This is a genomic window from Mesorhizobium sp. CU3, from assembly GCF_006442965.1.
Classification (GTDB): domain Bacteria; phylum Pseudomonadota; class Alphaproteobacteria; order Rhizobiales; family Rhizobiaceae; genus Mesorhizobium.
This window is the reverse complement of record NZ_VFWX01000003.1, coordinates 299,280-324,625: the sequence shown is the minus strand read 5'-3', so window position 1 is coordinate 324,625 and position 25,346 is coordinate 299,280. Positions and strand designations below refer to the sequence as shown.

Annotated in this window: 17 protein-coding genes and 1 pseudogene; 12 read left to right on the top strand and 6 right to left on the bottom strand. The window is 61.7% G+C overall.

All coding sequences use genetic code 11. From position 1 onward, the window contains the following. Positions 1-23 precede the first annotated feature (23 nt). Entirely contained in the window at positions 24-365 is a 342-nt protein-coding gene (locus tag FJ988_RS07680) for a hypothetical protein (protein WP_140816133.1), read from the bottom strand. Positions 366-700: 335 nt separating this feature from the next. On the opposite strand from FJ988_RS07680, the gene FJ988_RS07675 reads away from it, so the two are divergent. From FJ988_RS07675 to FJ988_RS07665, 3 genes are all read left to right on the top strand, one after another. Continuing rightward, positions 701-1,015: a co-chaperone GroES gene (locus FJ988_RS07675; RefSeq protein WP_140816132.1), complete on the top strand. Its 315-nt coding sequence runs from the start codon at positions 701-703 to the stop codon at positions 1,013-1,015. 61 nt (positions 1,016-1,076) lie between these two features. Beyond that, complete coding sequence (gene groL, locus FJ988_RS07670) at positions 1,077-2,705, top strand: chaperonin GroEL (protein WP_140816131.1); 1,629 nt, start codon at positions 1,077-1,079, stop codon at positions 2,703-2,705. A gap of 66 nt (positions 2,706-2,771) precedes the next feature. Then, the gene (locus FJ988_RS07665) at positions 2,772-2,987 is read left to right on the top strand and encodes a hypothetical protein (RefSeq protein ID WP_140816130.1); all 216 of its coding nucleotides are present in this window, start codon (positions 2,772-2,774) and stop codon (positions 2,985-2,987) included. A gap of 219 nt (positions 2,988-3,206) precedes the next feature. Here FJ988_RS07665 and FJ988_RS07660 read toward each other — a convergent pair whose 3' ends face one another. Beyond that, on the bottom strand, positions 3,207-3,518 hold the full coding sequence (locus FJ988_RS07660) for a DUF982 domain-containing protein (protein ID WP_140816129.1): 312 nt from the start codon (positions 3,516-3,518) through the stop codon (positions 3,207-3,209). Between the two features lie 549 nt (positions 3,519-4,067). On the opposite strand from FJ988_RS07660, the gene FJ988_RS07655 reads away from it, so the two are divergent. Together FJ988_RS07655 and FJ988_RS07650 are read left to right on the top strand one after the other, a co-directional pair. After that, a complete protein-coding gene (locus tag FJ988_RS07655) occupies positions 4,068-4,373 on the top strand; it encodes a DUF982 domain-containing protein (protein WP_140816128.1) in 306 nt (101 codons plus the stop codon). A gap of 22 nt (positions 4,374-4,395) precedes the next feature. After that, positions 4,396-4,680: a DUF982 domain-containing protein gene (locus FJ988_RS07650; RefSeq protein ID WP_140816127.1), complete on the top strand. Its 285-nt coding sequence runs from the start codon at positions 4,396-4,398 to the stop codon at positions 4,678-4,680. Positions 4,681-5,637: 957 nt separating this feature from the next. Here the strand turns inward: FJ988_RS07650 and FJ988_RS07640 are convergent. The 3 genes from FJ988_RS07640 to FJ988_RS07630 form a co-directional block, all read right to left on the bottom strand. Next, on the bottom strand, positions 5,638-5,970 hold the full coding sequence (locus tag FJ988_RS07640) for a hypothetical protein (protein WP_140816125.1): 333 nt from the start codon (positions 5,968-5,970) through the stop codon (positions 5,638-5,640). A 92-nt stretch (positions 5,971-6,062) separates the two neighbouring features. Then, a complete protein-coding gene (locus FJ988_RS07635) occupies positions 6,063-8,615 on the bottom strand; it encodes a CoA transferase (protein WP_407067698.1) in 2,553 nt (850 codons plus the stop codon). Next, on the bottom strand, positions 8,612-10,306 hold the full coding sequence (locus FJ988_RS07630; protein ID WP_140816124.1) for a GMC family oxidoreductase: 1,695 nt from the start codon (positions 10,304-10,306) through the stop codon (positions 8,612-8,614). The genes FJ988_RS07635 and FJ988_RS07630 overlap by 4 nt, the downstream gene beginning before the upstream one ends. A 145-nt stretch (positions 10,307-10,451) precedes the next feature. Here FJ988_RS07630 and FJ988_RS07625 point away from each other — a divergent pair, with 145 nt between their 5' ends. The 3 genes from FJ988_RS07625 (at position 10,452) to FJ988_RS07615 (ending at position 13,522) form a co-directional block, all read left to right on the top strand. Further along, positions 10,452-11,405: a LysR family transcriptional regulator gene (locus FJ988_RS07625; RefSeq protein ID WP_246688461.1), complete on the top strand. Its 954-nt coding sequence runs from the start codon at positions 10,452-10,454 to the stop codon at positions 11,403-11,405. Between the two features lie 287 nt (positions 11,406-11,692). Next, positions 11,693-11,926 (top strand): hypothetical protein, encoded by a 234-nt coding sequence (locus FJ988_RS07620; RefSeq protein WP_140816123.1) that lies wholly within the window; start codon positions 11,693-11,695, stop codon positions 11,924-11,926. 63 nt (positions 11,927-11,989) lie between these two features. Then, positions 11,990-13,522 (top strand): winged helix-turn-helix domain-containing protein, encoded by a 1,533-nt coding sequence (locus tag FJ988_RS07615; protein ID WP_140816122.1) that lies wholly within the window; start codon positions 11,990-11,992, stop codon positions 13,520-13,522. A gap of 1,305 nt (positions 13,523-14,827) precedes the next feature. Here the strand turns inward: FJ988_RS07615 and FJ988_RS07610 are convergent. Next, complete coding sequence (locus FJ988_RS07610; RefSeq protein ID WP_140816121.1) at positions 14,828-15,295, bottom strand: MucR family transcriptional regulator; 468 nt, start codon at positions 15,293-15,295, stop codon at positions 14,828-14,830. Positions 15,296-16,137: 842 nt separating this feature from the next. Between FJ988_RS07610 and FJ988_RS07605 the strand changes: the two genes are divergently transcribed. From FJ988_RS07605 to FJ988_RS07590, 4 genes and pseudogenes are all read left to right on the top strand, one after another. Then, positions 16,138-17,100 (top strand): ArdC family protein, encoded by a 963-nt coding sequence (locus FJ988_RS07605; RefSeq protein ID WP_140816120.1) that lies wholly within the window; start codon positions 16,138-16,140, stop codon positions 17,098-17,100. A 329-nt stretch (positions 17,101-17,429) separates the two neighbouring features. Continuing rightward, positions 17,430-19,553, top strand: a complete 2,124-nt coding sequence (locus FJ988_RS07600) for a ParB/RepB/Spo0J family partition protein (RefSeq protein WP_140816119.1) — start codon at positions 17,430-17,432, stop codon at positions 19,551-19,553. A 154-nt stretch (positions 19,554-19,707) separates the two neighbouring features. Beyond that, positions 19,708-24,019, top strand: a pseudogene (locus FJ988_RS07595) (strawberry notch-like NTP hydrolase domain-containing protein). Continuing rightward, positions 24,019-25,077, top strand: a complete 1,059-nt coding sequence (locus tag FJ988_RS07590; protein WP_140816118.1) for a toprim domain-containing protein — start codon at positions 24,019-24,021, stop codon at positions 25,075-25,077. The pseudogene FJ988_RS07595 and the gene FJ988_RS07590 overlap by 1 nt, the downstream one beginning before the upstream one ends. Positions 25,078-25,346 lie beyond the last annotated feature (269 nt).

Below are 25,346 nucleotides of genomic sequence, written 5' to 3'. Positions count from 1 at the left end.
ATGCTTCTCCTTGGCTTGCGAAATCAAGCGTCCAGGCGGTCAGACGCATGGTTGGATGCGCTCTCTGTTGGAATCGGCCGGTGAGCGTCGTCCAGCCCGCGAAGAGCATCCATAATCTCATCGAAGGAGATCGACTGCTCGGCTCCTGGGGGTCGGCGCAGCGCCGGAACGGATTCCACCGCGCAGGCATCTGACGCCCAGGACGAGAGGATCGCGCGCTTCTCCTGAAAATCGAGCGTATCATCTTTGAGGACGTCATCTGGACGTTTGAAATGTCTCGCTGGCGACAACAAACGATCGAGCGCAAGGTCTGATGTTTCGGGAATAAGAGAAGGGATGATCGGCCTGGGATTTTGTCGGTCCATCGTGGTCCTCCGTCCTTCCAAAAAGCTCCTTTGTGCGGGCTCCAAATTCACGCTCTCGCCGCTGGCGAGGCTCCGGATAATCTTGTTCGTTCGTCTGGAAAATTCAAGCGGGAAATGCGCGGCTGCGTACCAATTAGCCGTATGTTTTCATGACGCTAGCACTCCATCAGCGCGAATACAAAAAAATCTGCCGGGCCACTTGAAACCGAAAAATCGCAAAACTAAGTCGATGTCCGCGCGATGCCCGCGAGGGGTCTAGCGCCCCACATTGGGCCGATATTGCCGGTCCGGTGTGGAGGAACCTCAACAATCTGTTTGTCCAGAAGGAGAACGATATGGCGTTCCGTCCATTGCATGACCGACTGCTGGTCCGCCGCATCGAGGTCGCTGAAAAAACGGCCGGCGGCATCATCATCCCCGACACCGCCAAGGAGAAGCCGCAAGAGGGCGAGATCATCGCTGTCGGGCCCGGCGCCCGCGACGAGAGCGGCAAGCTCATGCCCCTCGACGTCAAGGTCGGCGACCGCATCCTGTTCGGCAAGTGGTCGGGCACCGAGATCAAGCTGAACGGCGAGGATCTCCTCATCATGAAGGAAAGCGACGTGATGGGTGTGATCGAGAATGCCGCGACGTTGAAGAAAGCTGCCTGATCGAGGCGTCGATCGAACCCTCATCCAGTCAATGAAAACTGCCTATTGAAGGAGTGATCCAATGGCTGCAAAAGAAGTCAAATTTCATTCAGATGCCCGTGAGCGCATGCTGCGCGGCGTCAACATCCTAGCCGACGCGGTGAAAGTGACGCTCGGCCCCAAGGGCCGCAACGTCGTCATCGACAAGTCGTTCGGCGCCCCGCGCATCACCAAGGACGGTGTCACCGTCGCCAAGGAGATCGAGCTCGAGGACAAGTTCGAGAACATGGGCGCCCAGATGGTGCGCGAAGTCGCGTCCAAGACCAACGACCTTGCCGGTGACGGCACGACCACCGCGACCGTTCTCGCCCAGGCGATCGTTCGCGAAGGCGCCAAGGCTGTGGCCTCGGGCATCAATCCGATGGACCTTAAGCGCGGCATCGACAAGGCGGTGGATGCGATCGTTGCCGAACTCAAGACCAACGCTCGCAAGATCACGAGAAACGACGAGATCGCCCAGGTCGGCACCATCTCGGCCAATGGCGATGCCGAAATCGGCCGCTTCCTGGCCGAGGCGATGGAAAAGGTCGGCAATGAAGGCGTCATCACCGTCGAGGAAGCCAAGACCGCCGAGACCGAGCTGGAAGTCGTCGAAGGCATGCAGTTCGATCGCGGCTACCTGTCGCCCTACTTCGTCACCAACCAGGACAAGATGCGCGTCGAACTCGACGAGCCCTACGTGCTGATCCATGAGAAGAAGCTCGGCAATCTGCAGGCGCTGCTTCCCGTGCTCGAGGCCGTGGTCCAGTCCGGCAAGCCGCTGGTGATCATCGCGGAGGATGTCGAAGGCGAAGCTCTGGCGACCCTGGTCGTCAACAAGTTGCGCGGTGGGCTGAAGGTCGCCGCCGTCAAGGCTCCAGGCTTCGGTGATCGCCGCAAGGCCATGCTGGAGGACATCGCCATCCTGACCGGGGGCACGGCCATCAGCGAGGATCTCGGCATCAAGCTGGAGAATGTCACGCTTCAGATGCTTGGCCGCGCCAAGAAGGTCGCGATCGAGAAGGAGAACACCACGATCGTCGACGGCGCCGGCAGGAAGGATGAGATCCAGGGCCGCGTCGCGCAGATCAAGGCGCAGATCGAGGAGACGACCTCCGATTACGATCGCGAGAAGCTGCAGGAGCGGCTGGCCAAGCTCGCCGGGGGCGTCGCGGTGATCCGCGTCGGTGGTGCGACGGAAGTCGAGGTCAAGGAGAAGAAGGATCGGGTCGACGATGCGCTGCACGCGACGCGCGCCGCGGTCGAGGAGGGCATCCTTCCCGGCGGCGGTGTTGCCTTGCTGAGGGCGGCGAAGGCCCTCGACGCGGTAGCTGTCGACAACCCTGACCAAAGATACGGCGTCGACATCGTCCGCCGCGCGATCGAGGCTCCGGCCCGCCAGATCGCCGAGAATGCCGGATCTGAAGGCTCGATCATTGTCGGCAAACTGCGCGAGAAGACCGACTTCGCCTTTGGCTGGAACGCCCAGACCGGCGAATATGGCGACCTCTACAAGCAGGGTGTGATCGACCCCGCCAAGGTGGTGCGCACCGCGCTGCAGGATGCGGCTTCGGTCGCAGGACTGCTTGTCACCACCGAGGCGATGGTGGCCGAAAAGCCGAAGAAGGAAACAGGCCCGTCCATGCCGGCTGGCGCCGGCATGGACTTCTGAGACGCCAATGGACGCCCGCTCCCGGCAACGGGAGCGGGCCTTGCAAAACGAACAGGGGTGATCCTCATGAACATGACGAGCGAAGAGGGGACGGTTCCTTCGCCCACGCATACCGCGAAGGAATTTCTCGCCTACGAAACCGAATGCCGCGCCGCCCTGAAGCCGCTGCTGACCGACTTGCTGGAAAAGGCCGAGTCCGCGGGCTGGAACCGGAGGACGGTAGCTTCGACGCTGATGTTCTTGGCGGCGCAGCATGTGTCTGCGGCGTCGGAAACCCCGTAGGCGATGACCATGAAACGGGTCGGCGATATCGGCCTTGGCTATCCGGGTTGATAACGAAGACAAGTATGTGATCGGCTATTTGATCGATCACATCCAGCATCCAGACATCGCAAACGGGAGCGTTCGAGCGCAAATGGCGCTGGCTGCTCGGGGCTCGCGGCTGATCCTTGATGAACCCTTCGGTGGACGCCGCGGCCCGGGAAACGCGTCGCCGCGAATTCAGCTAGCGTCCACCATCCGGTCTTCAGTGCCGATCTTCGGCCCCGTCATCCATGATGGCGCCAATGGCACATCGTCAATGACTTCCACCCGGCGTGCCCACGTCGCAAAGGTCTTGTGCGCCGCCTCGACCGACTTGCGGCCGTCATACGCGGAGCAGCACGTTTCGCACGCTGCTGCGTGCAGAAGACCACGCCGTTCGACGGGCCATTCCTCCAGGAACTCGATGGCATCCATAACGCACTCGATCTTTCGAAGAACGTAACCCTCGTCCCTCACGAAAATCGGCTGCTTGAACGTTCCACTTTCCATAGCAACCTCCCTTCTGACCGCTAAACAGCAAATGTCTCGCTTGCGGCCGAGCGCCTGATCCAGATTGGCCGGCGCCTTCGGCACGGAGGAAAATATTGGAGGCGTCCATTTCCATTTCAAGAGAGCAAGCGAGCCAAGCTGCCGGCCCTTCGCGGTTGTCGTCGGCGCCTATTTCAACGATGTCCCGGCCTCTCCCACGGACTTCACAACAGGCCGACTGTCTGGCCAGGCCGAAGAGCATGCGGGAATGCCACGTCCTGCGCCCGGCATGTCACTTAAGTGCCTTTCCATGGAGCAGAGGCGACGAAAATAACGGCGATATCGCCCCAGTGAAGCCAACCTTGCCGCATGGCTGCATGGCATGTAACCGCGGATGGCCGGCTTTGCGTAGGAGCTATGGTTCAATTTGGCGTTGCCACGAGCAGTGAAAATGCCTGCAGGTGGGTCTTGACGGCGAAAATGGGCTCCCACATATATTTTCGCGGTCGCCTCAATTTGAAGCGACCATTCCTCAACTGTCTGAAATCGTTCGAAGAATTGGAGGTTAAGATGAGCGATAGGACATTCGACAGCCCCGTGTTCGTGAGAGTCGCGGAAGGCCTCGTTCAAGAAATATCATGTCTGGAGGATGCATTCGATTTTCTGGACAAATGGCCTCGCAACCGGCGCGGCGTGATCTATGAAACTGCCAAGCGAGCCTGCCGTCGAGCCTTCGATGGGCACATTCCGTCGACGATCGCACGTGACGCGCTCGAAGGGTTCGCCCGTTCCGCAAAGATACTCGAGGATGTCTCTACAACGGTGCCCTGGATGGTCGGCGCAAAGGCCGGTCACACCGGCGGAGTGGCCGCCTGATCGCTAGGAGAGGAGGAAAACGATGCTTTCCCAACCTTTCGAAAAGCCAGTCCGCGTATGGGTCGGACTTGGCTTCCCTCGGCAGTTGAACTCCGTGGTGGATGCCTACCAGTTCGTCACGGACTGGTGCGGGAACAGTCCCGAACAGAAGGCTGCGATCCGCGCCTGCAAAGCTGCATTGGCCGGTGAGATCGACCCCGAGACTGCCCGGGGCATTTTCGTTCAGTTCGCCAAGAGGAAAGACATTCTGGTCGAAGACGGAATGATGCCGATGCCGACATCTGCCGGGTGGCCATCTCATCTTTGATCTGTAAGCGTCCCATGGGCGGCGGTCATGTACTGCCGCCCAGTGAGGCAGGGTGGACCCTGGCGTATGTACGCGGGCACTGTCCCTTTGATCTCTATTAAGTTTCTCAATGCGGCCATTATCAAGATGGAACACGCCATTCTGACCGCCATGATTAAGGTCCGGACCGTCTAGGAGGCATCGGTTCTGGACGGCAGCTTCGCGCTCAATGCCGGCGTAGAGATGCGCTTAGCTCTGGCCCAACAGAAGACATTGCGGGCGACCAAATCAGACGTTTCAACTGCGCCGAGCCGGGTGTCTCGGTTTGAACTTAGAAGCGCTCGCGTGACGCTTGTCCCTGGCTCAATGCCTCTATGCGATCGTCGGCTTCAGCAGACGCCATCTCAATCAAATATGTCAGGAGTTTCTCGTCGGCGGCGTCGGTACGACGCGCGAGCTCACGGAGCATGGAGCGCGCGAAACTTAGATTTTCCAGCTTGCTTGGGATGTCCATAGCGAAGCAACCCAGAGGGTGAGTATACGCAAATACAATTTGCCTGCTGGTCGCAAGATTCGCAATGCGACCAAAGTCCCTATCACGCCGTTCAAGTGCTGTTTAAAGAGTCCACGCTTGCTGGGCTTCGGCGCGCAAGGGCTTCCATCTCCTCGCAAACATCTTCCATCGAACAGGGAGGTTGGGCGCGCCCGCGGCTTTGCGGCTTTCCGCACTGCTTCACAAAAAGGGGACGGTCGACGAGAGCAACTAGGAATCGTCTTCTTCAGAAGGACCAGCGTTGATTTGCCATCTGGCCTTCGCCGTGCTGGCGGCAATTTCTTTCCATCTCTTTCGGGCTTTGTTTTCTCACCCCGCGCCTTGCCGCATTTACCGGCTATGGCGGAGCGAGCGCGCTTCGTTCTTCCTGCACGTCGTCGGTTTGCTCGCCTGTCGCATGCGCATGATGCGGCCGGTGTTACCGATCAGATCGCCGGCCCGCTTTTGGCCTGTGGGTCAAATGGGCCTTGTCCGAAAAGTTCCGCATATTCATCTATGGCGAGAAACGCCCTGTGGACCTTTTCAGGGTCCAAGCGCTCGTCAACAACCAGATAGTGGAAATCCCTGAACAGACCAACAAGGCTGTGCGCCCCGCGCATGTGACGCTTGGCAACGATGCGATGACCTGCGGCACTCGCGTAGCCGATGACCCAGTCAACCTGGCCCTCGCCAATCATGCGGCCAATGGCGACATGGCCGCGCGCTGGCGTTTCGTCGTCCAAGCCGCTCCAAGCGATCAAGGCCTCGTTCGCCTTCATGAACTTCCCTGTGCCTTGCGGTAAGCGTAGGGCTTCAACGGTCGGGGTTCGAACTCGATCCCGCTGCGGCAAAATTTCTGAGGTATCGGCTCTCAACCGGGCAGATATTCGCGGCTCCAGCTCTCGCTGATTGCTCCTCCAGATAGCAGGACTTCGATCTGTGTCTCGCAGTAGCCAAGCGAAGTCAGCACGACGCGCGTCGAAGCGCCATATTTCTCTGCCGGCGGCAAGGCGTAGACCTTTCCGACCGCCGGGCGGATCGCGTACGGATCAAGCTGCGTCACGACATGTCCGCTCGGGTGATTGGAATAGACCGAGAACGAATAGCTGCCATTGGCTGTCCCCGGAGCGGTGTCCGCCAGGCGTGAATTTCCTGATCTTATGGTTTCGATGTTTTCGCAGATAGCTGCTCCTACATCGGCAGCCCTGAGACGGGCAAGCCATGTCTCGGCAGCGTCCTTTATGAACGCGCCGGTCAGGTAGTGTACACGGTCTTCCTTTGGCGCTTGAGCGATGCCCTCAAGCCCCTCCACTTCAGCCAGGCGCGGGATGTCCGCCTCCGAAGCACTCAGCAGAAGGCTTCCGCCGGCTGCTGAATTGTAGACATGGGTGAGGGCGTCATTGCCCTTGACCTGGGGCCCGGCAGCTTCGTTGAATGGCTGGCGACCGCGGTAGTCGTAACAGAACGGCATCTGCGCGAGACCGCTCAGTGCGGAAAGCGAGGTCCGCGCTCGCCCGACGCGCCCGGTGCTGGACTTCTGATAGAGGGCCGCCCCGATGGCGAGCGCTGCGCCGAACCCGCACATCACGTCGATGGTGCCGACATGGGCGTGTTCCTCAGGCGTTTCCATCGAGCCGCCAAATCGCAGCATGATGCCAGTGGCCGCCTGCACCAGGTCGTCATAACCGAGATAGTCGGTTCGTGGTCCACGGCGCACGCCGCCGAAGCAATCGAGCTGGCAAAAGATCGCGTCCGGATTGAGTGCCTTGAGACCGTCGACGTCGAGCCCCTTGTCCCTGACTTGCCGCTCGGTCGCATTCCAGACGATGACGTCGACTGACTTGATCAGCGCTTCGAAGACAGCGCGGCCGTCGGGCGAACCAATATCGGCAAGCACCGAGCGCTTTCCGCGCATGTGGGTCATTCCGAAAATGACTGTGTTCCAGCAATCATAAAGCGGCCGCGCCGGGTCGATCTTGATGACTTCCGCTCCGAAGCGGGCGAGATAGGAAGCCGAATGCGGGCCGGCAATGACATTGCAGAGATCGAGGACCCGCAGACCGTCTAGCCATCCTGCCTGTGCGCCGGCGGACGGAGCTGAACGCGGTTTTGCTGGAAACGCGGGCAACGCCGCGATCGCCTCGTCGAAGCCGACCCAACGCCGCGGCGTCGGGCTCAGCATGACCTCGCCGCTCTCTTCGAGCCAGGCCATCGGGCCAGGCTGGATCATGCGTCCGTAAACGGGATCGTCCACCTCGATCATCAGGCCGGCGCATTCGGCGTGATCGTCACTGATCCATTCTTGCAGCCAACGCTGCGGCGCGCCGGGAAACTGCCCTTTGCCAAAGATGCGCTCCCATTCCTTGGCGGTTCGGGTCAGGAAAACCGCCTTCATGCGTGCCGCGATCTTGTCGGCCCAGTATTTCGGCAACGGGTAGACGCCAAGCGAGACATCGGAAGTCCATTCACTGACCGGCAGGTAAGTGTCGAATTCTTCCCTCAATCCTTCCGCTACGAGTTCGTCATAGAGACCGAGGGTCTGCAGGCAGCGCTTGGCGTGATTTTTATGGCTCGGACAAACCACATAGAACTTGCGTCCATCCTTGCATTCGTAGCTGCGGTAGAACGGGTCGAGCAGTTCCTGCAAGGCCTCATAGGAGAGGTCCATCGGCAAGCCTTCGGCACGTCTGCGCTCGATCTCGCTTTCCCGCTGGGTCTTGTAGCGGAGCGGATAGCCATCGATCTTGATCGAGTTGTAGGCAAGTCCTTCCATGACCGCGCAGGCGAGCGGCACCTCGATCTGGTCGCCGGTTCCAGTTCGTTCGCGCGCCTGAAGCGCCAATACGATCGCTGACGCGGCGAGCATCGTGCCATAGGCGGAGGCCAGCGGAAGGGGCGAGAAGGAAGGATTGACGCCCATCAAGACACGGTTGAGCCCCATATCTGTGAAGACACCCGAGGACGCGGCGATGACGGATTCGAAAGCCCGCCACTCGCGACGCAGCTGATCGTTTGAAGCAAAGCCGGGGATCGAGACGGTGATCAGCTCTGGCCGCGCCTGGCGTAGGGCAGCGAAATCGACGCCAAGGCGGCTGAGTACGCCTGGACGAAAATTCTCTACAACGATGTCAGCTCGCTCGATCAGGGAGCGCGCTTGCGCTTGTCCTTCTGTCGTCTTCAAATCGATGGAGACGATGAGCTTGTTTCGGTTGAGCGTGGCGTTGGCGGGGCTGTCCCACAGAGGGCCCGATGGCGGATCGACATGCACGACCGTGGCGCCGAGATCGCCAAGGATCATCGCCACGGCCGGTCCGGCGATGTACTGGCCGAAGTCGACGACCTTGATGCCGCGAAGCGGAAGGGTCGAACGTTGCATCTGTTTCGCTTCGTCGATTGCTTGGGATAGGCCGGAAGTCGTTGTCATGCGTTCCCCTGCGCCTCCCGAAGGATCAGGCGCGCCGCCTTTTCGGCGATCATCAGGGTCGGGGCATTGGTGTTTCCGCTGGTAATGCTCGGCATGATGCCGGCGTCTACGACGCGTAGACATTGTATGCCCCTGACGCGCAACCGGCTGTCGACTACGGCCATCGCGTCGCCGTCATGCCCCATTTTGGTCGTGCCGACCGGATGGAAAATGGTGTTGGCGATATCGCCCGCAAGTTTTGCGAGCTCCGCGTCGCTCTGGAACCCGACGCCTGGCTTCCATTCGACGGGTTTGTATTTTGCAAGCGCAGGCTGCGCCATGACGGTGCGAATCTGCCGGATGCTTTGGGCGGCGATCGCGCGGTCTTCCGCCGTGCTGAGATAGTTCGGTGCGATCGCTGGCGCGTCACCGCCGCTTTTCGAGCGGATCCGCACGCTGCCACGGCTGGTCGGATTAAGATTGCAGACGCTTGCGGTGATTGCTGGCGCCGTGTGCAGAGGTTCGCCAAACGCGTCCAGGCTGAGCGGCTGCACATGATATTCCAAGTTCGCGTGCGGCTGGTCCTTGTCGGAGCGTGTGAAGGCGCCGAGTTGTGACGGTGACATGCTCATGGGCCCACTGCGGCGCAATGCATACTCAAGACCGATCATTGCCTTGCCGAAAAGGCTATTGGCCAGCGTGTTGAGGGTCTTTGCGCCACTGACCTTGAACACAGCCCGTATCTGCAGATGGTCTTGCAGGTTTTCGCCAACGCCCGGCAGGTCCTGCTCCACGGCGATTCCGTGCCGCTGCAGCAGCCCCGCCGGACCGATGCCTGACAATTGCAGGATCTGCGGCGAGCCGATAGCTCCGGCCGACAGGATGACCTCGGCATTGGCTCGCACAGTCATCTGCTTGCCGGCGCGCTTCAGGGTAACGCCGGCACAGCGCTTTCGCCCTTGCGGTCCGGGCTCGATAAGCAGCGTTTCAACCTGGGCTTCGGTCCAGATAGCGAGATTGGCCCGGTTGCGTACCGGACGCAGAAACGCCTTGGACGTATTCCACCGCCAGCCAGATTTCTGATTGACCTCGAAATACCCCACGCCTTCATTGTCGCCGCTGTTGAAATCGGTTGATCGTGGAATACCCGCCTCGACTGCCGCCTCCGCGAAGGCCTCCAGGATCTCCCAACGCAGGCGCTGCTTCTCTATGCGCCACTCCCCACCACGTCCGTGCATGTCGGAAAAGCGGCTGTTGCCACCCGTTCGTGGATCGGCGCCCGCATCGAGACGGTAGTGATCTTCATGAGCCTTGAAGTCCGGCAGGACATTCGCCCATGACCAGGCGTCGTCGCCGGTCTGCGCCGCCCAATTGGCATAGTCGCGGGCTTGACCGCGCATATAGATCATGCCGTTGATCGAGGAGCAGCCTCCGAGCGTCTTGCCGCGCGGGTAGCGCAAGGACCGTCCGTTCAATCCGGCCTCGGGCTCGGTGTTGTAGAGCCAATCCGTCCGCGGATTTCCAATACAGTAGAGATAGCCCACCGGGATGTGGATCCAGGGATAGTTGTCCCTCTTGCCAGCCTCCAGCAGAAGGACGCGCTTCGAGGGATCGCGGCTCAACCGGTTGGCGAGCAAGCAACCGGCAGAACCGGCACCGACGACCACATAGTCGAACGTATGATTGGTTTGCGAAGAAGGCCGAGAAGTCATCTACGAGCGGCCTCGATCTGGCAGCGACCGGATCGCATTTGTGGCGAAGCTTTATAAGGCCAGTTCGCTTGGAGCTTCACTGTCGCACTCCTCCTTGAGTCCGAACAACTGATAATCCCCCACCACGGCTAAAATCCAATGACAAATGGCCCCCATCATTATAAGCTGGATTAATATGCATCTACCGCTCGACTTGAGGACATTGAAGGCTTTTGTCACCGTTGCCCGCGAGGGAAACGTAACCCGTGCGGCCGACCAACTGCATCTCACGCAGCCGGCAATCAGTTTGCAGCTGAAACGATTGGCGCAGGACACCGGCGTCACACTTTTCCGCCGCACCGCAACCGGCTTGGAACTCACCCGGGACGGCGCCCTGCTTGCGGGGAAGGCAGAGCAGGTGCTCGCCTCGCTTTTGGATTTCAGCCAGACCGCCGGACACCTGACCACGCAGCTTCGCGGCAAACTGAGGATCGGCACAATCATCGACCCGGAATTCACCCGGCTGGGCGCCTTTCTTAAGGCACTGGTCGAGAGCGGGCCTGGAATTGAAACGGAGCTTCGCCACGGCATGAGCGGCGAGGTGCCAGAGATGCTGAAACGGGACGAGTTGGATGCCGGGTTCTTCCTTGGCGACATCAAGGATTTTGACGCCGGCGCCGGCCTCGCGGCTGGAGTTCAGGACCCGCTCTTTCATGTCAAGGATCTGGCGCGGCTGACCTACCGTGTTGTCGGGCCGCCGTCGCTTGGGGGAGTAATCCGTGGCCAGGATTGGGCCAGCCTTGCTACTTTGCCCTGGATCGGCACCCCTCATGCGTCAGTCCACAACCGGCTGCTGTCTCGACTGTTTGCCGAACTCGGCGTGAGGCAAAATGTGGTCGCATCTGTTGATCAGGAAGCCTCGATGCTTGCGATGGTGCGAACCGGCGTCGGCCTCAGCCTCTGCCGCGAATCCATTGCCCTGCATGAACAACAGGCCAATGGCCTCGTCATCGCCGATGTCAAAGTTGAAACAACGCTCAGTTTTGTTTGCCTGAGCGCGCGCACTCTCGATCCGAGCATCGCCCATGCCCTCGAGGCCATTCATCGGGTGTGGGGATAGCCGGCAACATAGTCAAGAAGCTGCTGCTGCGGACGCCTCTGCCGAGAGATTCAGTCGGTGTCCGATTTGGGGAGAGGCAGCGACAAGGCCAAGGGCGGCCTGAACGTCCTTTTCAAGGTCTCCGTAGCCTTGAGCTGCCATTCTGTTTCCGTTCCCCATGCCGGCAAAACAGACCAAATCGTCGAATTCAGCAAAATATCAGCAACCGTTCAGGACAAAGAGCCCGCGCCCAGTCAATTCTTGGGCCTGCAGCCTGGAGATGCGCTCTCACACGTCCTGGAGGTATCATGCATATCAAGGCAGAAGGGCCGTTTCCACCCGCTGAACTGGCACGAGAAGAGCTGCTTCGCTTCCTTTCCACGGGCTTCCCCGGCTCGGTTTTGGGCGAAAGCAATGAGATGCTTGCCTACCTCGAGACGACTGTGTCCAATGACAAGCCATCCGCCCCGGTCGCGTCACGTGGAAGGCTGTGGTTGCGACTTCCCTGCCTCTTTTCCACCTGGAAACCGTTTCCAGCTTGATTTTTAGCTCCAATGTCGCTCGGATGATCGCCGCGCAATCAGGCGCGTCGACGGGGCAGGGGCTTGGCGCTACAGATCGGAAGCGCAACTCTCGATCTCGACCGGGGTACGCTCCGGCGCAACGGCGAGATCGTGCCGATACGCCCCAAAACCTTGGAGTTGCTGACGTACCTGGCGCGAAATCCGGGTCGTGTGCTGAGCAAGGAAGAATTGCTTGAAGCCGTTTGGCGGGGGATCGTCGTTACAGAAGATTCGCTTACTCAGTCGATCCGCGACGCTCGCAAATCGATCGGCGATGAGGCTCAGGTTCTGATCCGAACGGTGCCACGTCGTGGCTATCTGCTCCAAGTGCCGCGGGTTGAGGCGCTGCAGCCGCCAACCCCGGCTGCCTTGCGCGCGGAGCCAATGGTGGCTGTACTGCCGTTTCGTGTCGAATCCGCCGATACGGCGGGTAAGGCACTTTTCGACGGTGCGGTTGAAGAGATCACGAACGCGCTCTCCTGTTTCAAGACAATCGCGGTGTTGGCGCGGCATTCCGCCTTCGCGCTGGCGCAACATTCGGGGGAAGAGCTTCGCGCCACCGCTCAGCGTCTTGGGATCGACTACATCGCCGAGGGCAGCGTCGAAAGCACGCAAGCCGAGTACGCGGCCCGCATAGAACTGTTCGAGACGAGTTCCGGGCGTCGAGCCTGGGGGCAGAGCTTTAGTTTCACCAAGGGCGATATCTTCAGCTTCCAGATGCTGGTGGCACAACGAATCTCAATGGCACTGCTCGCCAACATCGAAAGCGCCGTCATCCGGCGGGGCGCGGTGGCCGCACCAATGGCTAATATCGAAGCGTACCTTCACTTTCTACGCGGCAGAGAGTTGTTGCGCAGCTATGGCGAGGGCGTGAACTATGCCGCACGCGACCATTTCCTCAGAGCAATTGAGCTCGACCCTCTTTCTGGGCTCGCGCACGCCTATCTCGCCCTTGCGGATGTGATCATCGCTGGTTACGGAGATGCTCCGCGCGAGGTACTTGATCAGGCACGAGACCGTTCGCTGCATGCCATCGCGTTAAGCCCCGACGAGGCGCGGTGTCACCGTATTTTGGCGCTGACACTCCTTTATCGCGGGCGAGACCAATACGACTCCGCAGAGGAGCATTTCGCCCGCGCCCTCGACCTCAACCCGTATGATGCCGACACCCTTGCCCAGACTGGTTATTTCCGGGCTTTGCGCGGCGACGCCAAGGCGGGACTGGATTTGCTAGACAAGGCCATTCAGCTCAACCCCATCCATCCGAGTTGGTACTATCACGACCGCGGGGAAGCTCTGCTGATTGCCGGGCGCTACCGGGAAGCTGCCGCGTCTTTCGCACGTCTTCCACGAAAGAGCGCCTGGCAATGGGCCCGATTGGCCACATGCCATGCGGCGATGGGTGAGGGCGAGAAAGCGCTCGCCTGCGTCAAGGAGGGCCACGCGCTGTTGCCGGATCTCACGATAGCGCAGATCGTCGCTGAAAGCCGGATGGAGCGTGCGGAAGATCGAGACGTATTGCGCAGCGGACTTGTACTTGCCGGTTGGGATTCGGCGATATGCGCGCCTCGCTGACCATTGCGGCGCCGCGGATCAACAGCGGCCTATGCTTCCTGGTCATCGCGTGGAATTACCGCGCCTGCGCTTCGCAGACATTGTTCATGGCGGCCCGGGCGACCGTTGGCATATGAATGGTTCAGGTCCGGGAGAGATCCAGGAAAGATGAACAAGATTGGGCATGGATTCGAGCCGCCACGGTCAGCGGAAGGGAGTTGGTCGCCCGGCAGGTCGGGGCAGGGCTTCGAGCAACCTGTCCGGTTCTGCGCGAGCTTGTTTCGGGTGCTTGGCTGGCTCGACGCAGAGCGACTGCCGGGTGAGGGATCCGCAGGGTCGCGGCCAAACAGCGAGCTTGGTAATCCTGTTCCGCCACGCGATGCTCACGGATTTTTGGGAAGACGCGCGGCCCCCCGCGAGCGAGAGCTCCGCCCGGCCCGCATCTTCAACGCATTTCGAAACGCCGCTGCCCCCATCTCGCACCCGTGGCGCGAAGGGCCGTTGGAACTGATGACGACCCGGGCCTGAACGATTGTTAGCCCGAATTTCGCAGCCAATTCAGGCGGGGTGTAAGTGTCGTGCCATGTGTTGATTGGCTTGGTCAAAAAGGCGTCCTCTTCGCGAACCCGTGACGCGTGAAACGCAGTCACCTCGAAGAGGTTTCAAATGATCTTGAAATTCACCGCCTTTTTTGGCTCTGATAGGTCGCTCCGACCGCAACCTCGGAGCTCGGACCGGTCTGCAAAATCCTGTGTCACCATGATAAGCGGACCGGCCCGACTCGTTTGAAGTAAACAGGCGAGCGCGGGCCATCCGACATTGGCCAAGCGACGGGAGCAGGTCGCTCGCCAAGTACTGAGCGTTTCCGTGCGGGCATCGAAGATGAGAACCACTTGAGGGCCGCGCTTGAACGGGCACGAGAATCGCAGCCGGACACAGGTCAGCCCGGGAAGGCCGCAAGCCTTAGCCCATTTGGTACCCTCAATCAGCGCGCCCCGCGCTGCGCTGGGCACGAATACGCGATTTACTGACGACCTAGCCAGGAGGAAGGTAGCAAAAGCCAGGCCTCACAGGCGAGAGTAGGGTGGCGGGCGCTGGCTCTAGCTGTGATATACCTCGGACGAAGCAGCCTGGAAGCTGCATAAGACGCAACAGCAAGCTCTGCGTGGGTACGTCCTGGTGAGTACCGGGGGAATAATCCGCTAATCATCTCCAAGGCAGGCCTCAACCTCGACGCTTCCGTTATGCTTGGGCTGCCACCAGACCAGAGGCGCCGATCGAACGAAGCACCCTGCACATGCGATCGTCGTTCCGGCGGGCTTGGAATTAGCTGCGTCTCCCAGCCGGCTTCCTTACCGGCTTTCCTGCCGCCTTCCGCCCAAGCCCGCTCGCCTTCGCCAATTGCGACCGCGTCGCGGCATAGTTTGGCGCAACCATTGGATAGTCGCGTGCCAAGCCCCACTTCCCACGGTACTCTTCAGGCGTCAGGCCATAGTGCACATCCAAATGTCGCCGCAGCGATTTGAACTTCTTCCCATCCTCGAGACAAATAATGTAGTCGGGGAACACCGACCGCCTGGGGTTGACCGCGGGTTCCAACTTCGGCGTTTCGGGCTCGGCCGGCTTTCTGATGCCCGCAAGGGAAGAATGAATGGAGGCGATTAGGTCCGGGAGCCCGGCTGGGGGTAGGGGGTTGTTGCCTACGTAAGCGGAGACGATGTCTGCGGTTAGGCTGATTATCTTGGCGTGTTCGTGTGTCTCTTCCGGCAATTTCCGCACTCCCGTTTTCAACATACAATGTTCGTAGTGGGGGGAGGTGTTGAACGCAAGTGTCGTGGGGCCTAAGTTGCGCAGAGAAGGTGCACGTCTCGTTCACCGACCGTTCAAAATACAAGCAATCTCTAATTGATCTTTGTCACGAAGGATCGGACAAGCCTTGCTCGTTCGACAGGACTATCTTGGCTTCGGCTTAGGAACTTGCCCACTCGCGGCTTATTGTTGCCCGAATCCTTGTGCGGCGGCACAGTGCGGGCGCCCCACTCCCGACGGCTGAACTTGCCCGGCGGATGTACGGCGGCCCCTCCGCCAAGCGTGCGTGAGATATAGCGATATATGTGAGCTGAACTTGCGTAGAATTATCCTCGGGGCCGACTGCTGGAAGCGTGTGCTCTTGCGAGTGACGTTCACCTGCTCTGACGACCGGAACTGTCTAGCCTCCTTGCGGCAAGATACATCACCGCCGAAGAGGCACGGGTCCTATCCCACCCGGCCGTCTCGGCCTGATCTAGCAGACTGTCGATGTGAGCACCAATGCATCCATGCTCCACTCAGGCTTGAAGTTTGTACGGCGCCCTTCGCCGGGGGCTGTCGGTCCCGCATCCCGCCTGACGGCGGCGCTATGCTGATGCTCCTACGGCCGCCCTGTTGAACCGGTCTCAGGGCCACGAACCTGCTCCAGCACCGAACTGACTTGTTCCCGCTGAAGGACATTTCGGTGCTTGCGCCTTGTACGCCGTTTTCTCATTTGGTCGGGAGAGCGGGGGCTCTCCCGACGAAGAGTCAGAGGGAGGCGGCTTTTTTCGCGACGGGTTGAAAGCGGAAGGAGAGGCCTTCGGCGCCCGTCGCGGAGAACCGCGATGTCTGTCCGGACCAATCGAACCCATGCCGCCGCCGACCGGTCGAACCTCTACGACGAGATCACCGGCAAGATGATTGCCGAGCTGGAGGCGGGTCGTTTTCCATGGGTCCAGCCATGGGGGACTTCAGCGGCAAAAGCGTCGCTTTCCCTGCCAAAAAATGCCAGCACGCGCCGCGCATACAGCGGAATCAACGTGCTCATCCTCTGGGGTGCCGTGGTCGAAAACGGGTTCTCAGCACAGAGTTGGATAACCTATCGACAGGCTTTCGCGCTCGGCGGGAATGTCCGCAGAGGCGAGCATGGAACAACGGTCGTCTATGCCGATCGTTTTGTTCCGGGTCACGAGAAGAAGCGCGCTCGCGAGACGGGCGAGGACGCTCAAGCCATCCCATTTCTCAAGCGCTTCACCGTTTTCAACATCGAGCAATGTGAAGGGCTACCCGACGAAGTCGCAGCTCCGGCTCCGCTGGCGGTGGCAAGCCCGATCGAACCGCGGGTCGAGGCGCTGATCAAGGCCACCGGTATCGATTTCCGTATTGGCGGCGACAAGGCGTTCTATGTGCCTGCCCACGATTATATACAGGTGCCTCGTCCTCAAGCTTACTTCGAGCCGATCAATTGGCACCGGACAGCCTTGCATGAGCTCGGGCATGCCACCGGTCACAGTTCACGCCTGGATCGCAAATTCTCGGGCTCTACCGGCTCCAGAAAGTATGCGTTCGAAGAACTTGTGGCAGAGATCAACGCGGCCTTCTGCTGCGCGGCCATGGGCATCGTGCCCACGGTTCGGCATGCGGACTACATCGGCTCATGGCTGGAGGTTCTGCGCGAGGACAATCGTGCCATCGTTCGTGCCGCCAGCCAGGCCAGCAGGGCGGCGGATTGGCTTCTTGGCCACCTGCCGGATGAGGTCGAAGCATCCATCGAGTTGAGCGCGGGCAACGATAGAAGGGCTGCATAACCTTCGTTGGCCGGAACAGCACAAGCGCCGCCCGTCGAACACGGACCGGCTGCCTTGAATTCGCAGGGCGCATTAGAATTTGCGCATGGCGCCCTGCCGATGGGTGAGGCGTCAAGCGCCAGCCGCTCTTCCGCGATCGCCTTTTATCGATTCATGTTGAGACAGCCTCACGGCCGCGGGCTTTTCCAGGTTGCGCGCGATGCCGGCTCGGTTGGCGATCAACGGCGTTGCGGATCGTGCTGGCAGGAGAGGGAGAGGGGTTGGAGGGGGTTCGTGACGGGTTCAAGGCCGAGAGAGAGGCTCTCGGCGCCCGTCGCGGAGAAACCCAGATGGCCAACGCCGTTCAGAAGATCACCCTGTCGCCGTCGCGCGACATTCCTTTCAACAAGCTGGTGCTTGCGCAAACCAATGTCAGACGGATCAAAGCCGGCGTGTCGATCGAAGACCTGGCTGCCTCTATCGCCCGGCGCGGTCTCATCCAGAGCATCCATGTTCGTCCCGTGTTGGATGCCGATGGCGGCGAGACCGGCATGTTCGAGGTCCCCGCCGGAGGACGCCGCTATCGCGCGCTCGAGATGCTTGTGAACCAGAAACGTCTCGCCAAGACCGCGTCCGTTCCCTGTGTCGTCGGCAACCCCTTGGGACCGATCCTCGCGCAGGAAATTTCCCTCGCCGAGAACATCGAACACGCTCCGCTTCATCCTCTCGACCAATATCGCGCGTTCAAGGAAATGCTCGACGAAGGCATGTCCGAGGAGGAGATCGCAGCCGCGTTCTTCATCTCGACCAGCGCAGTGAAACAGCGCCTCAAGCTCACCGCGGTTTCGCCTGCGCTTCTTGAGATTTACGCCGATGACGGCATGACGATCGCCCAACTGGAGGCATTCTCAGTCAGCAACGATCACACCCGGCAGGAACAGGTATGGGAGGCGATCAAGAACAACTGGTCGAAAGAGCCATACCAGATCCGCCGCATGCTGACCGAGAACACGGTGCGCGCCTCCGACAAGCGGGCCGTGTTCGTCGATCTGGAGCGCTATGAGGCGGCAGGCGGTGAAGTGCTGCGCGATCTGTTCCAATCGGATGATGGCGGGTGGCTGCAGGACGTTGCGCTGCTTGAACGGCTGGTCACCGAGAAGCTGCAGACGATCGCTGACGAAATTGCCAACGAAGGCTGGAAGTGGATCGAAGTCGCGGTGAGCTTCCCTTATGGCGCGACAAACGGCCTGCGCGAGCTTGAGGGCACGAAGATAGACCTCACCAGCGACGAGCAGGTAACGCTCGATGCGCTGCGCGAAGAGTTCGACAAGCTTCAGGCGCAGTACGAGGAGGCGGACGAGTTGCCCGATGAGGTCGATCAGCGGTTTGGCGAGATCGAAACCGCGATCAAGTCGCTTGAGGCGCGTCCCGTTCGCTTCGATCCCGCCGAAATCGCGCGAGCGGGCGTCTTCGTCAGCATCGATACAGACGGAACGCTTCTCGTCGAACGCGGCTACGTCAAGCCGGAGGACGAAGCGCCCATGACGCCCGAGGGTGGCAACCATCCCGGCGTCGACGGGTCCGATGTCGACGCGGCGGCTTCGGTTCAGCGGGCCGTCATCACCATCGGTGGCCAGCCGGCGGACCCCGAGGAGGAAGAGGAGGATGGCAACAAGCCATTGCCGGATCGCCTGATCATGGAGTTGACCGCGGATCGCACACTGGCTTTGCGCGACAAGCTCGCGAACGATCCGGCAACTGCCTTTCTGGCTGTGCTTCACAAATTCGTTCGTGACGCCTTCTCTCGCTACAGCGCGCAAGGCGTGGCGATGGAAGTCTTTGTCCGCGGCACGGTCTTTCCGGTCCAGTCCGAAGGGCTTCGGGACACGACATATGCACGCTCGATCAAGGCCCGCCACGAGGCCTGGGAAAAGCGTCTTCCAAGTGATGTCGTCGGCCTATGGGACGCACTTTCCGCACTGACGGGTATCGAGCAGGCGGAGCTCTTCGCCCATTGCGCATCCTTCGGCGTGAACGCCCTTTACGAAAGGGCCGATCGCTATGGTAACGGCGCCATCTCAACGCACGGCGTCCAGCAGCGCCTTACGGATGCCGATCACCTTGCCCGGGCAGTTGGGCTCGACATGATTGACGCCGGATGGCGACCCACCGTCCGCAACTATCTCGGGCGTGTCACCAAGGCGCGTATCCTCGAAGCCGTTCGCGAGGGTGCGGGCGAGGCCGCCTCCCAGCTCATCGATCATCTCAAGAAGGGCGACATGGCGAAGGAGGCCGAACGCCTGCTCGCAGATAGTGGCTGGTTGCCCGAGCCTCTGCGGCTTGTCGACATTGATGTCGAAGCGGTCGACACCAAAGCTGGCGACGAAGAGGAGGTTCTGCCCGAGTTCCTGGCAGGTGGCGGCGACGTCGCATTGGTCGACCAGCAAGAAAAACAGCTGGACGCCGCCGAATAGGCCGTTCTCCTTCAGCACCGCCGCCCGGCTCTCCCAAGAGGGCCGGGCGTTTTTACTTGGGTGAGAGCGAGTGTCCGGACGGGTCGGGTTGAGCCCGTGCGGTCAGAGAGAGCGCCGATGGGCTTTCCCGGTTCCGCTCTCCAGAGGATCTCCGATGAACTTCCTGTCTCCGACATCAGCCAGCAACCCGGTCCCTCCCGACGCTGCGCCCGTCGATCGAGCCGCATCAGTCTACGCGGCGGCCCTGCGTCTGCTTCCCCACCTCGAATGCGGCCGGCCCGTCGATGCCGCCGTCCTGCGGGCTGCAATGGAAGCCGCATTCGGGGCGTCCGACACGACCGGCGCCTGGGACTGGAAGACGGCCTATGACGCCTGCGAGGCTGCGACCGTCCTGTTCCTGCGCAAATACGGCAGGTCGCTTCTGCGCAAAACCGGTTCCATGGCGTCCGCGTTGCCGTTTTTCAGCCGGATTGCGAACCTTCTGCCCACACATACCCGCCGCTCCGAGGAAACTCAGGCGCTGCAGCAATTCTCGACGCCTATCCCGCTGGGTCTGGCAGCCGTCTCGGCGGCCGCCATAACGGCGTCCGACCGAGTGCTCGAACCCTCCGCCGGTACCGGGCTGCTTGCCATCCTCGCCGAAATCGCAGGCGGTTCGCTTGTCTTGAACGAGCTTGCGGAGATGCGGGCCGGGGTGCTGTCCAATCTCTTTCCGGCCCTTACGGTCACGCGGTTCGACGCGGCCCAGATCGACGATCATCTCGATCCCGCCAGCCTGCCCACCGTCGTGCTGATGAACCCGCCCTTCTCGGTCCTCGCCAATGTGCATGGCCGCGTTGCGGATGCTGCCTATCGCCATGTCGGCACTCGCCCGGCTTGTCGACGGGGGCCGGCTGGTCACCATCACCGGTGCGAGTCTCGGGCCGGACATGCCGGCCTGGCGCGATGCGTTTGCACGACTCCAGGAGCATGCCCGCGTCGTTTTCACCGCCACTATCAATGGCGCCGTCTACGCCAGGCATGGCACGACGATCGAGACCCGGCTGACCGTCATCGACAAGACGTCGGCTGGCGATAATTCTTTCATTCCGGCCTCGCCCGGCTTTGCGCCCGATGTCGCTACGCTGCTCCAATGGGTCGAGGAACACGTGCCGGCCCGGCGGCCGGTCGCCGAGGCGGTCCGCGTGGTTCCCGCGATTGTCGCGCCCCGCACTGTCCGCGGTTATCTCGCCCGCCCTGTCGCGGGCCCAGGTCACCGGCTGTCCGAGCCGGTCGGCGTTGAACTGTCGTATGAGACGGCCGACTGGACGCCGGACGAAGGAGCACGGCTGACCGACGCGATCTATGAACAATATGGACTGCAGACGATCCGTATTCCCGGCTCACAGGCGCACCCGACCAGGTTGGTTCAGTCCGCGGCGATGGCGTCGGTCGCACCGCCCAAGCCCACTTACCGTCCGACCCTGCCACGCAATATCCTGACTTCGCTCTCCGACGCCCAGCTCGAAACAGTGATTCTGGCCGGCGAGGCCCATCGCGGGTTTCTCGCCGGATCGTGGTCAGTCGACCCCACGCTCGATCTTGTTAAAGCAGCACCTGATGATGCGCCGGCAGCCGTGCGCTTCCGGCGCGGCTTCTTCATCGGCGACGGAACCGGCGTCGGCAAGGGCCGGCAATCGGCGAGCATCGTGCTCGACAACTGGCTGCAAGGCCGGCGGAAGGCTGTTTGGATATCGAAATCCGACAAGCTGCTTGAAGACGCACAGCGCGACTGGGCCGCACTTGGCATGGAGCGTCTGCTGGTCACGCCGCTATCGCGTTTCCCACAAGGGCGCACCATCACGCTTCCCGAAGGCATCCTTTTTACAACCTATGCCACGCTGCGCTCCGACGACCGCGGCGAGAAGGTTTCGCGCGTCAGGCAGATCGTCGAATGGTTGGGGTCGGACTTCGACGGAGTGCTCATATTCGACGAGGCGCACGCCATGCAGAATGCCGGCGGCGGCAAGGGAGAGCGTGGCGATGTCGCGCCCTCGCAGCAGGGCCGCGCCGGCTTGCGCCTGCAACATGCCTTGCCCGGCGCCCGTGTGGTGTATGTCTCCGCCACCGGAGCGACCACCGTCGCCAATCTGGCCTACGCCCAGAGGCTTGGTCTCTGGGGCGGCGAGGACTTCCCTTTCTCGACCCGCGCGGAGTTCGTCGAGGCGATCGAGGCGGGTGGCGTGGCGGCAATGGAGGTGCTCGCCCGGGATCTTCGAGCGCTTGGCCTCTACACGGCACGCTCGCTGTCCTTCGACGGCGTCGAATATGAACTGGTCGAGCATGAACTGACGCCTGAGCAACGGCGGATCTACGATGCCTACGCCGGCGCCTTCACCGTTATTCACAACCATCTCGACGCGGCCATGCAGGCCGCCAACATTACCGGCGACAGCGGCACGTTGAACCGCCAGGCCAAGTCGGCCGCGCGCTCGGCTTTCGAAAGCGCCAAGCAGCGCTTCTTCGGTCACCTGCTGACGTCGATGAAGACGCCGACGCTGATCCGCTCGATCGAGCAGGATCTCCAGTCCGGGCATTCGGCGGTGATTCAGATCGTCTCCACCGGCGAGGCGCTGATGGAACGCAGGCTGGCCGAGGTGCCGGCACAGGAATGGAACGATGTCCGCGTCGACATCACGCCGCGCGAATATGTGCTCGATTACCTCGAGCATTCTTTTCCAGTTCAACTCTACGAACCCTTCACGGATTCGGAAGGGAACCTGTCGTCGAGGCCGGTGTTTCGCGACGGCCAACCCGTTGAAAGCCGCGAGGCGGTCGCGCGCCGCACGGCCCTGATCGAGAAGCTGGCCAGCTTGCCACCGGTTCCTGGTGCGCTCGACCAGATCGTCCAGCGCTTCGGCACCGACATGGTGGCGGAGGTGACGGGCCGCTCTCGACGCATCGTCAGAAAGGGTGATCGCCTGATGGTCGAGGGCCGCGCAGCATCGGCCAATCTCGCCGAGACGCAGGCCTTCATGGATGACGTCAAGCGCATCCTGGTGTTCAGCGATGCCGGCGGGACAGGCCGCAGCTACCACGCGGAGCTTTCGGCGCGGAACACGCGCCTGCGCGTCCACTATCTTCTCGAGCCTGGCTGGAAGGCCGATACCGCCATCCAGGGTCTCGGCCGCACGCATCGGACCAACCAGGCCCAGCCGCCGCTTTTCCGGCCGATCGCCACCAACGTGAAAGCGGAGAAACGCTTCCTCTCCACGATTGCCCGACGTCTCGACACGCTGGGCGCCATCACACGGGGCCAGCGCCAAACCGGCGGGCAGGGCCTGTTTAGGCCAGAGGACAATCTGGAATCGCATTATGCGCACGATGCGCTGCGCCAGCTCTATCTGCTGATCGTGCGTGGCAAGGTGGAGGACTGCTCGCTCGAGCTATTCGAGCAGACCACGGGGCTGACGCTGACCGACGAGAATGGCATCAAGGACGAGCTGCCGCCGATCACCACGTTCCTCAATCGCCTGCTGGCGCTCACCGTCGAACTGCAGGACATCCTGTTCACGGCTTTCGAGCAGCTGCTCACAGCCAAGGTGGAAGGCGCCATCGCAGCTGGGGTCTATGATCTTGGGCTCGAAACGCTGCGGGCGGAGAGCTTCGTCGTCACCGATCGGCGGGCGATCTACACCCATCCAGGCACTGGCGCCGAAACGCAGCTACTCACCATCAAGCAGCGCCAGCGCAACCGACCCATGCCCGTAGAGGACGCTGTCGCCCAGCTCGTCGACCAGCGGGCCATCCTTTTGGTCAACGAACGCTCAGGCCGCGCCGCCATCCAGGTTCCCGCGCCATCGTTCATGCTCGATGATGGCGAAATCGAGCGGCGGGTCCGGCTGATCCGACCGATGGAACAGCACCATGCCTCCCTGCGCATGATGGAGGACAGTCATTGGCAGCAGGCTGAGCGCGAGACCTTCACCACTGCCTGGAGCGCCGAAGTCGCGGGTGTCACTGCATTCTCGGACTCGACCATCCACATCGTCGCCGGGCTGCTCCTGCCGATCTGGAAACGGCTTCCAAACGAGTCGAGCCGGGTCTATCGGCTCCAGACCGACGAGGGCGAGCGTATCATCGGCCGCCGGGTTTCGGCCACATGGGCCGCCGGTGCGCTCGCAACCGGCGTCAGCACGCTGACGACACAAGACGCCTTCAACGCCCTTGTGGATGGACGAACGATGCTCGACCTTACCGAGGGACTTCATCTGCGCCGCGTCCGCGTCATGGGCGCCAATCGCATCGAGCTGTCGGGCTTCACCGATACGATGCGCGAGCGGCTGACGGCCTACGGGCTTTTCCACGAGATCATATCCTGGAGGCTGCGCATGTTCGTGCCGACGGACGCGAGCGGGCCCACGGTCCTCGCCAAGGTCATCGAGCGTCATCCGATCGAGCGCATCAGCGAGAGGGAGCCCAGCTGATGCCGTCTCGCGATGCGTCCGAACTGGCAAGCCGTCTCGCCCAAGGGGCGGAGGCGGTTTGCCGCCGCTACCTTTCCAATGGTCGCCGCGAGGGCCGCTACTGGCTGGTTGGCGATGCCCGCAATGCGCCGGGGCGCTCGATGTTTGTCCGTCTCAAGGGATCGGATTCCGGCAGGGGCGCCGCCGGGAAGTGGACTGACGCCGCCACCGGCGAGCATGGCGATCTGCTGGATGTCATCCGCGAATCGCTTGGCCTGGCCGACTTCAAGGACGTGTCCGACGAGGCGCGCCGCTTTCTGTCCATGCCCCAGCCGACGAGCGAACCGCACGAGCGCAGGATCCAGGCCGTTCCCGCGGCCGGCGGCTCCGCCGAAGCGGCGCGGCGGCTGGTCTCCATGTCGCGTCCGATACCAGGAACGCTTGTGGAGACGTATCTGCGCGCGCGTGCGATTACAGCCATGCACGAGACCGGGTGCCTTCGGTGTCATCCGCGCTGCTATTACCGTCCGGAGCACGGCCCGACCGAAACATGGCCGGCAATGATCGCGACGGTCACCGATCTGAAAGGCAAGCTCACCGGCGCCCACCGCACCTGGCTCGATCCTGGCGGATTCAGCGAGGCCCATCTCGGCCGCGCTCCGATCGACACACCGAGACGGGCCATGGGCGAACTGCTTGGACACGCAGTCCGCTTCGGCGGCTGCTGCGATGTCATGGCCGCCGGCGAAGGCATCGAGACCATGCTGTCGCAACGCACTGTCCTGCCCGCCATGCCGGCACTCGCGGCCCTGTCGGCGGCGCATCTGTCCGCAATCCTGTTCCCTGACACCTTACGGCGGCTCTACATCGCCCGTGACAATGATCCGGCAGGCGAGGGCGCAGTGGCAACCCTTATTGAACGCACCAACGCGGCCGGTATCGAGGCTATGGTTCTGACGCCGCGGCTAGGAGATTTCAACGAGGATCTGCGTCTGCTCGGCGCCGATGCCCTGAGGGGGATCCTGCGGGTCCAGATCGCGGCGCAAGATGTCGAACGCTTCATGACGCTGGCGGCCTGACCGGAAAGGGGAAGGGAGTGGCATGCTGGCGATGCGTCGCTCGATGCGCAGGGGGACCTTTGCTGGGACGAGGGCCGGCCCACGGCCTTCCAGAGGGCGATCGGGCGCCGGCCGGTCCGGACAGGCAATGGCTGCGCCCGGCTATTTTCCGGTGGCCCTTGCCACCCCACGCGGCGGGCCGCGCGGGACCCCGTCTTCTGGCCTTTCCATCGCGAGGCAAAATAGCCTGGCTTCGCCATCCTCCACTGCCGTTGCGGCCCTTCGCTGAC

Excerpts from the sequence above, each read along its gene's own strand:
- FJ988_RS07635 (WP_407067698.1), bottom strand. The coding sequence starts at position 8,615 with ATGACAACGACTTCCGGCCTATCCCAAGCAATCGACGAAGCGAAACAG.
- FJ988_RS07655 (WP_140816128.1), top strand. The coding sequence starts at position 4,068 with ATGAGCGATAGGACATTCGACAGCCCCGTGTTCGTGAGAGTCGCGGAA.
- FJ988_RS07620 (WP_140816123.1), top strand. The coding sequence starts at position 11,693 with ATGCATATCAAGGCAGAAGGGCCGTTTCCACCCGCTGAACTGGCACGA.
- FJ988_RS07605 (WP_140816120.1), top strand. The coding sequence starts at position 16,138 with ATGTCTGTCCGGACCAATCGAACCCATGCCGCCGCCGACCGGTCGAAC.
- FJ988_RS07665 (WP_140816130.1), top strand. The coding sequence starts at position 2,772 with ATGAACATGACGAGCGAAGAGGGGACGGTTCCTTCGCCCACGCATACC.
- FJ988_RS07610 (WP_140816121.1), bottom strand. The coding sequence starts at position 15,295 with ATGTTGAAAACGGGAGTGCGGAAATTGCCGGAAGAGACACACGAACAC.
- FJ988_RS07630 (WP_140816124.1), bottom strand. The coding sequence starts at position 10,306 with ATGACTTCTCGGCCTTCTTCGCAAACCAATCATACGTTCGACTATGTG.
- groL (WP_140816131.1), top strand. The coding sequence starts at position 1,077 with ATGGCTGCAAAAGAAGTCAAATTTCATTCAGATGCCCGTGAGCGCATG.
- FJ988_RS07650 (WP_140816127.1), top strand. The coding sequence starts at position 4,396 with ATGCTTTCCCAACCTTTCGAAAAGCCAGTCCGCGTATGGGTCGGACTT.
- FJ988_RS07600 (WP_140816119.1), top strand. The coding sequence starts at position 17,430 with ATGGCCAACGCCGTTCAGAAGATCACCCTGTCGCCGTCGCGCGACATT.
- FJ988_RS07590 (WP_140816118.1), top strand. The coding sequence starts at position 24,019 with ATGCCGTCTCGCGATGCGTCCGAACTGGCAAGCCGTCTCGCCCAAGGG.
- FJ988_RS07640 (WP_140816125.1), bottom strand. The coding sequence starts at position 5,970 with ATGAAGGCGAACGAGGCCTTGATCGCTTGGAGCGGCTTGGACGACGAA.
- FJ988_RS07680 (WP_140816133.1), bottom strand. The coding sequence starts at position 365 with ATGGACCGACAAAATCCCAGGCCGATCATCCCTTCTCTTATTCCCGAA.
- FJ988_RS07625 (WP_246688461.1), top strand. The coding sequence starts at position 10,452 with ATGGCCCCCATCATTATAAGCTGGATTAATATGCATCTACCGCTCGAC.
- FJ988_RS07675 (WP_140816132.1), top strand. The coding sequence starts at position 701 with ATGGCGTTCCGTCCATTGCATGACCGACTGCTGGTCCGCCGCATCGAG.
- FJ988_RS07660 (WP_140816129.1), bottom strand. The coding sequence starts at position 3,518 with ATGGAAAGTGGAACGTTCAAGCAGCCGATTTTCGTGAGGGACGAGGGT.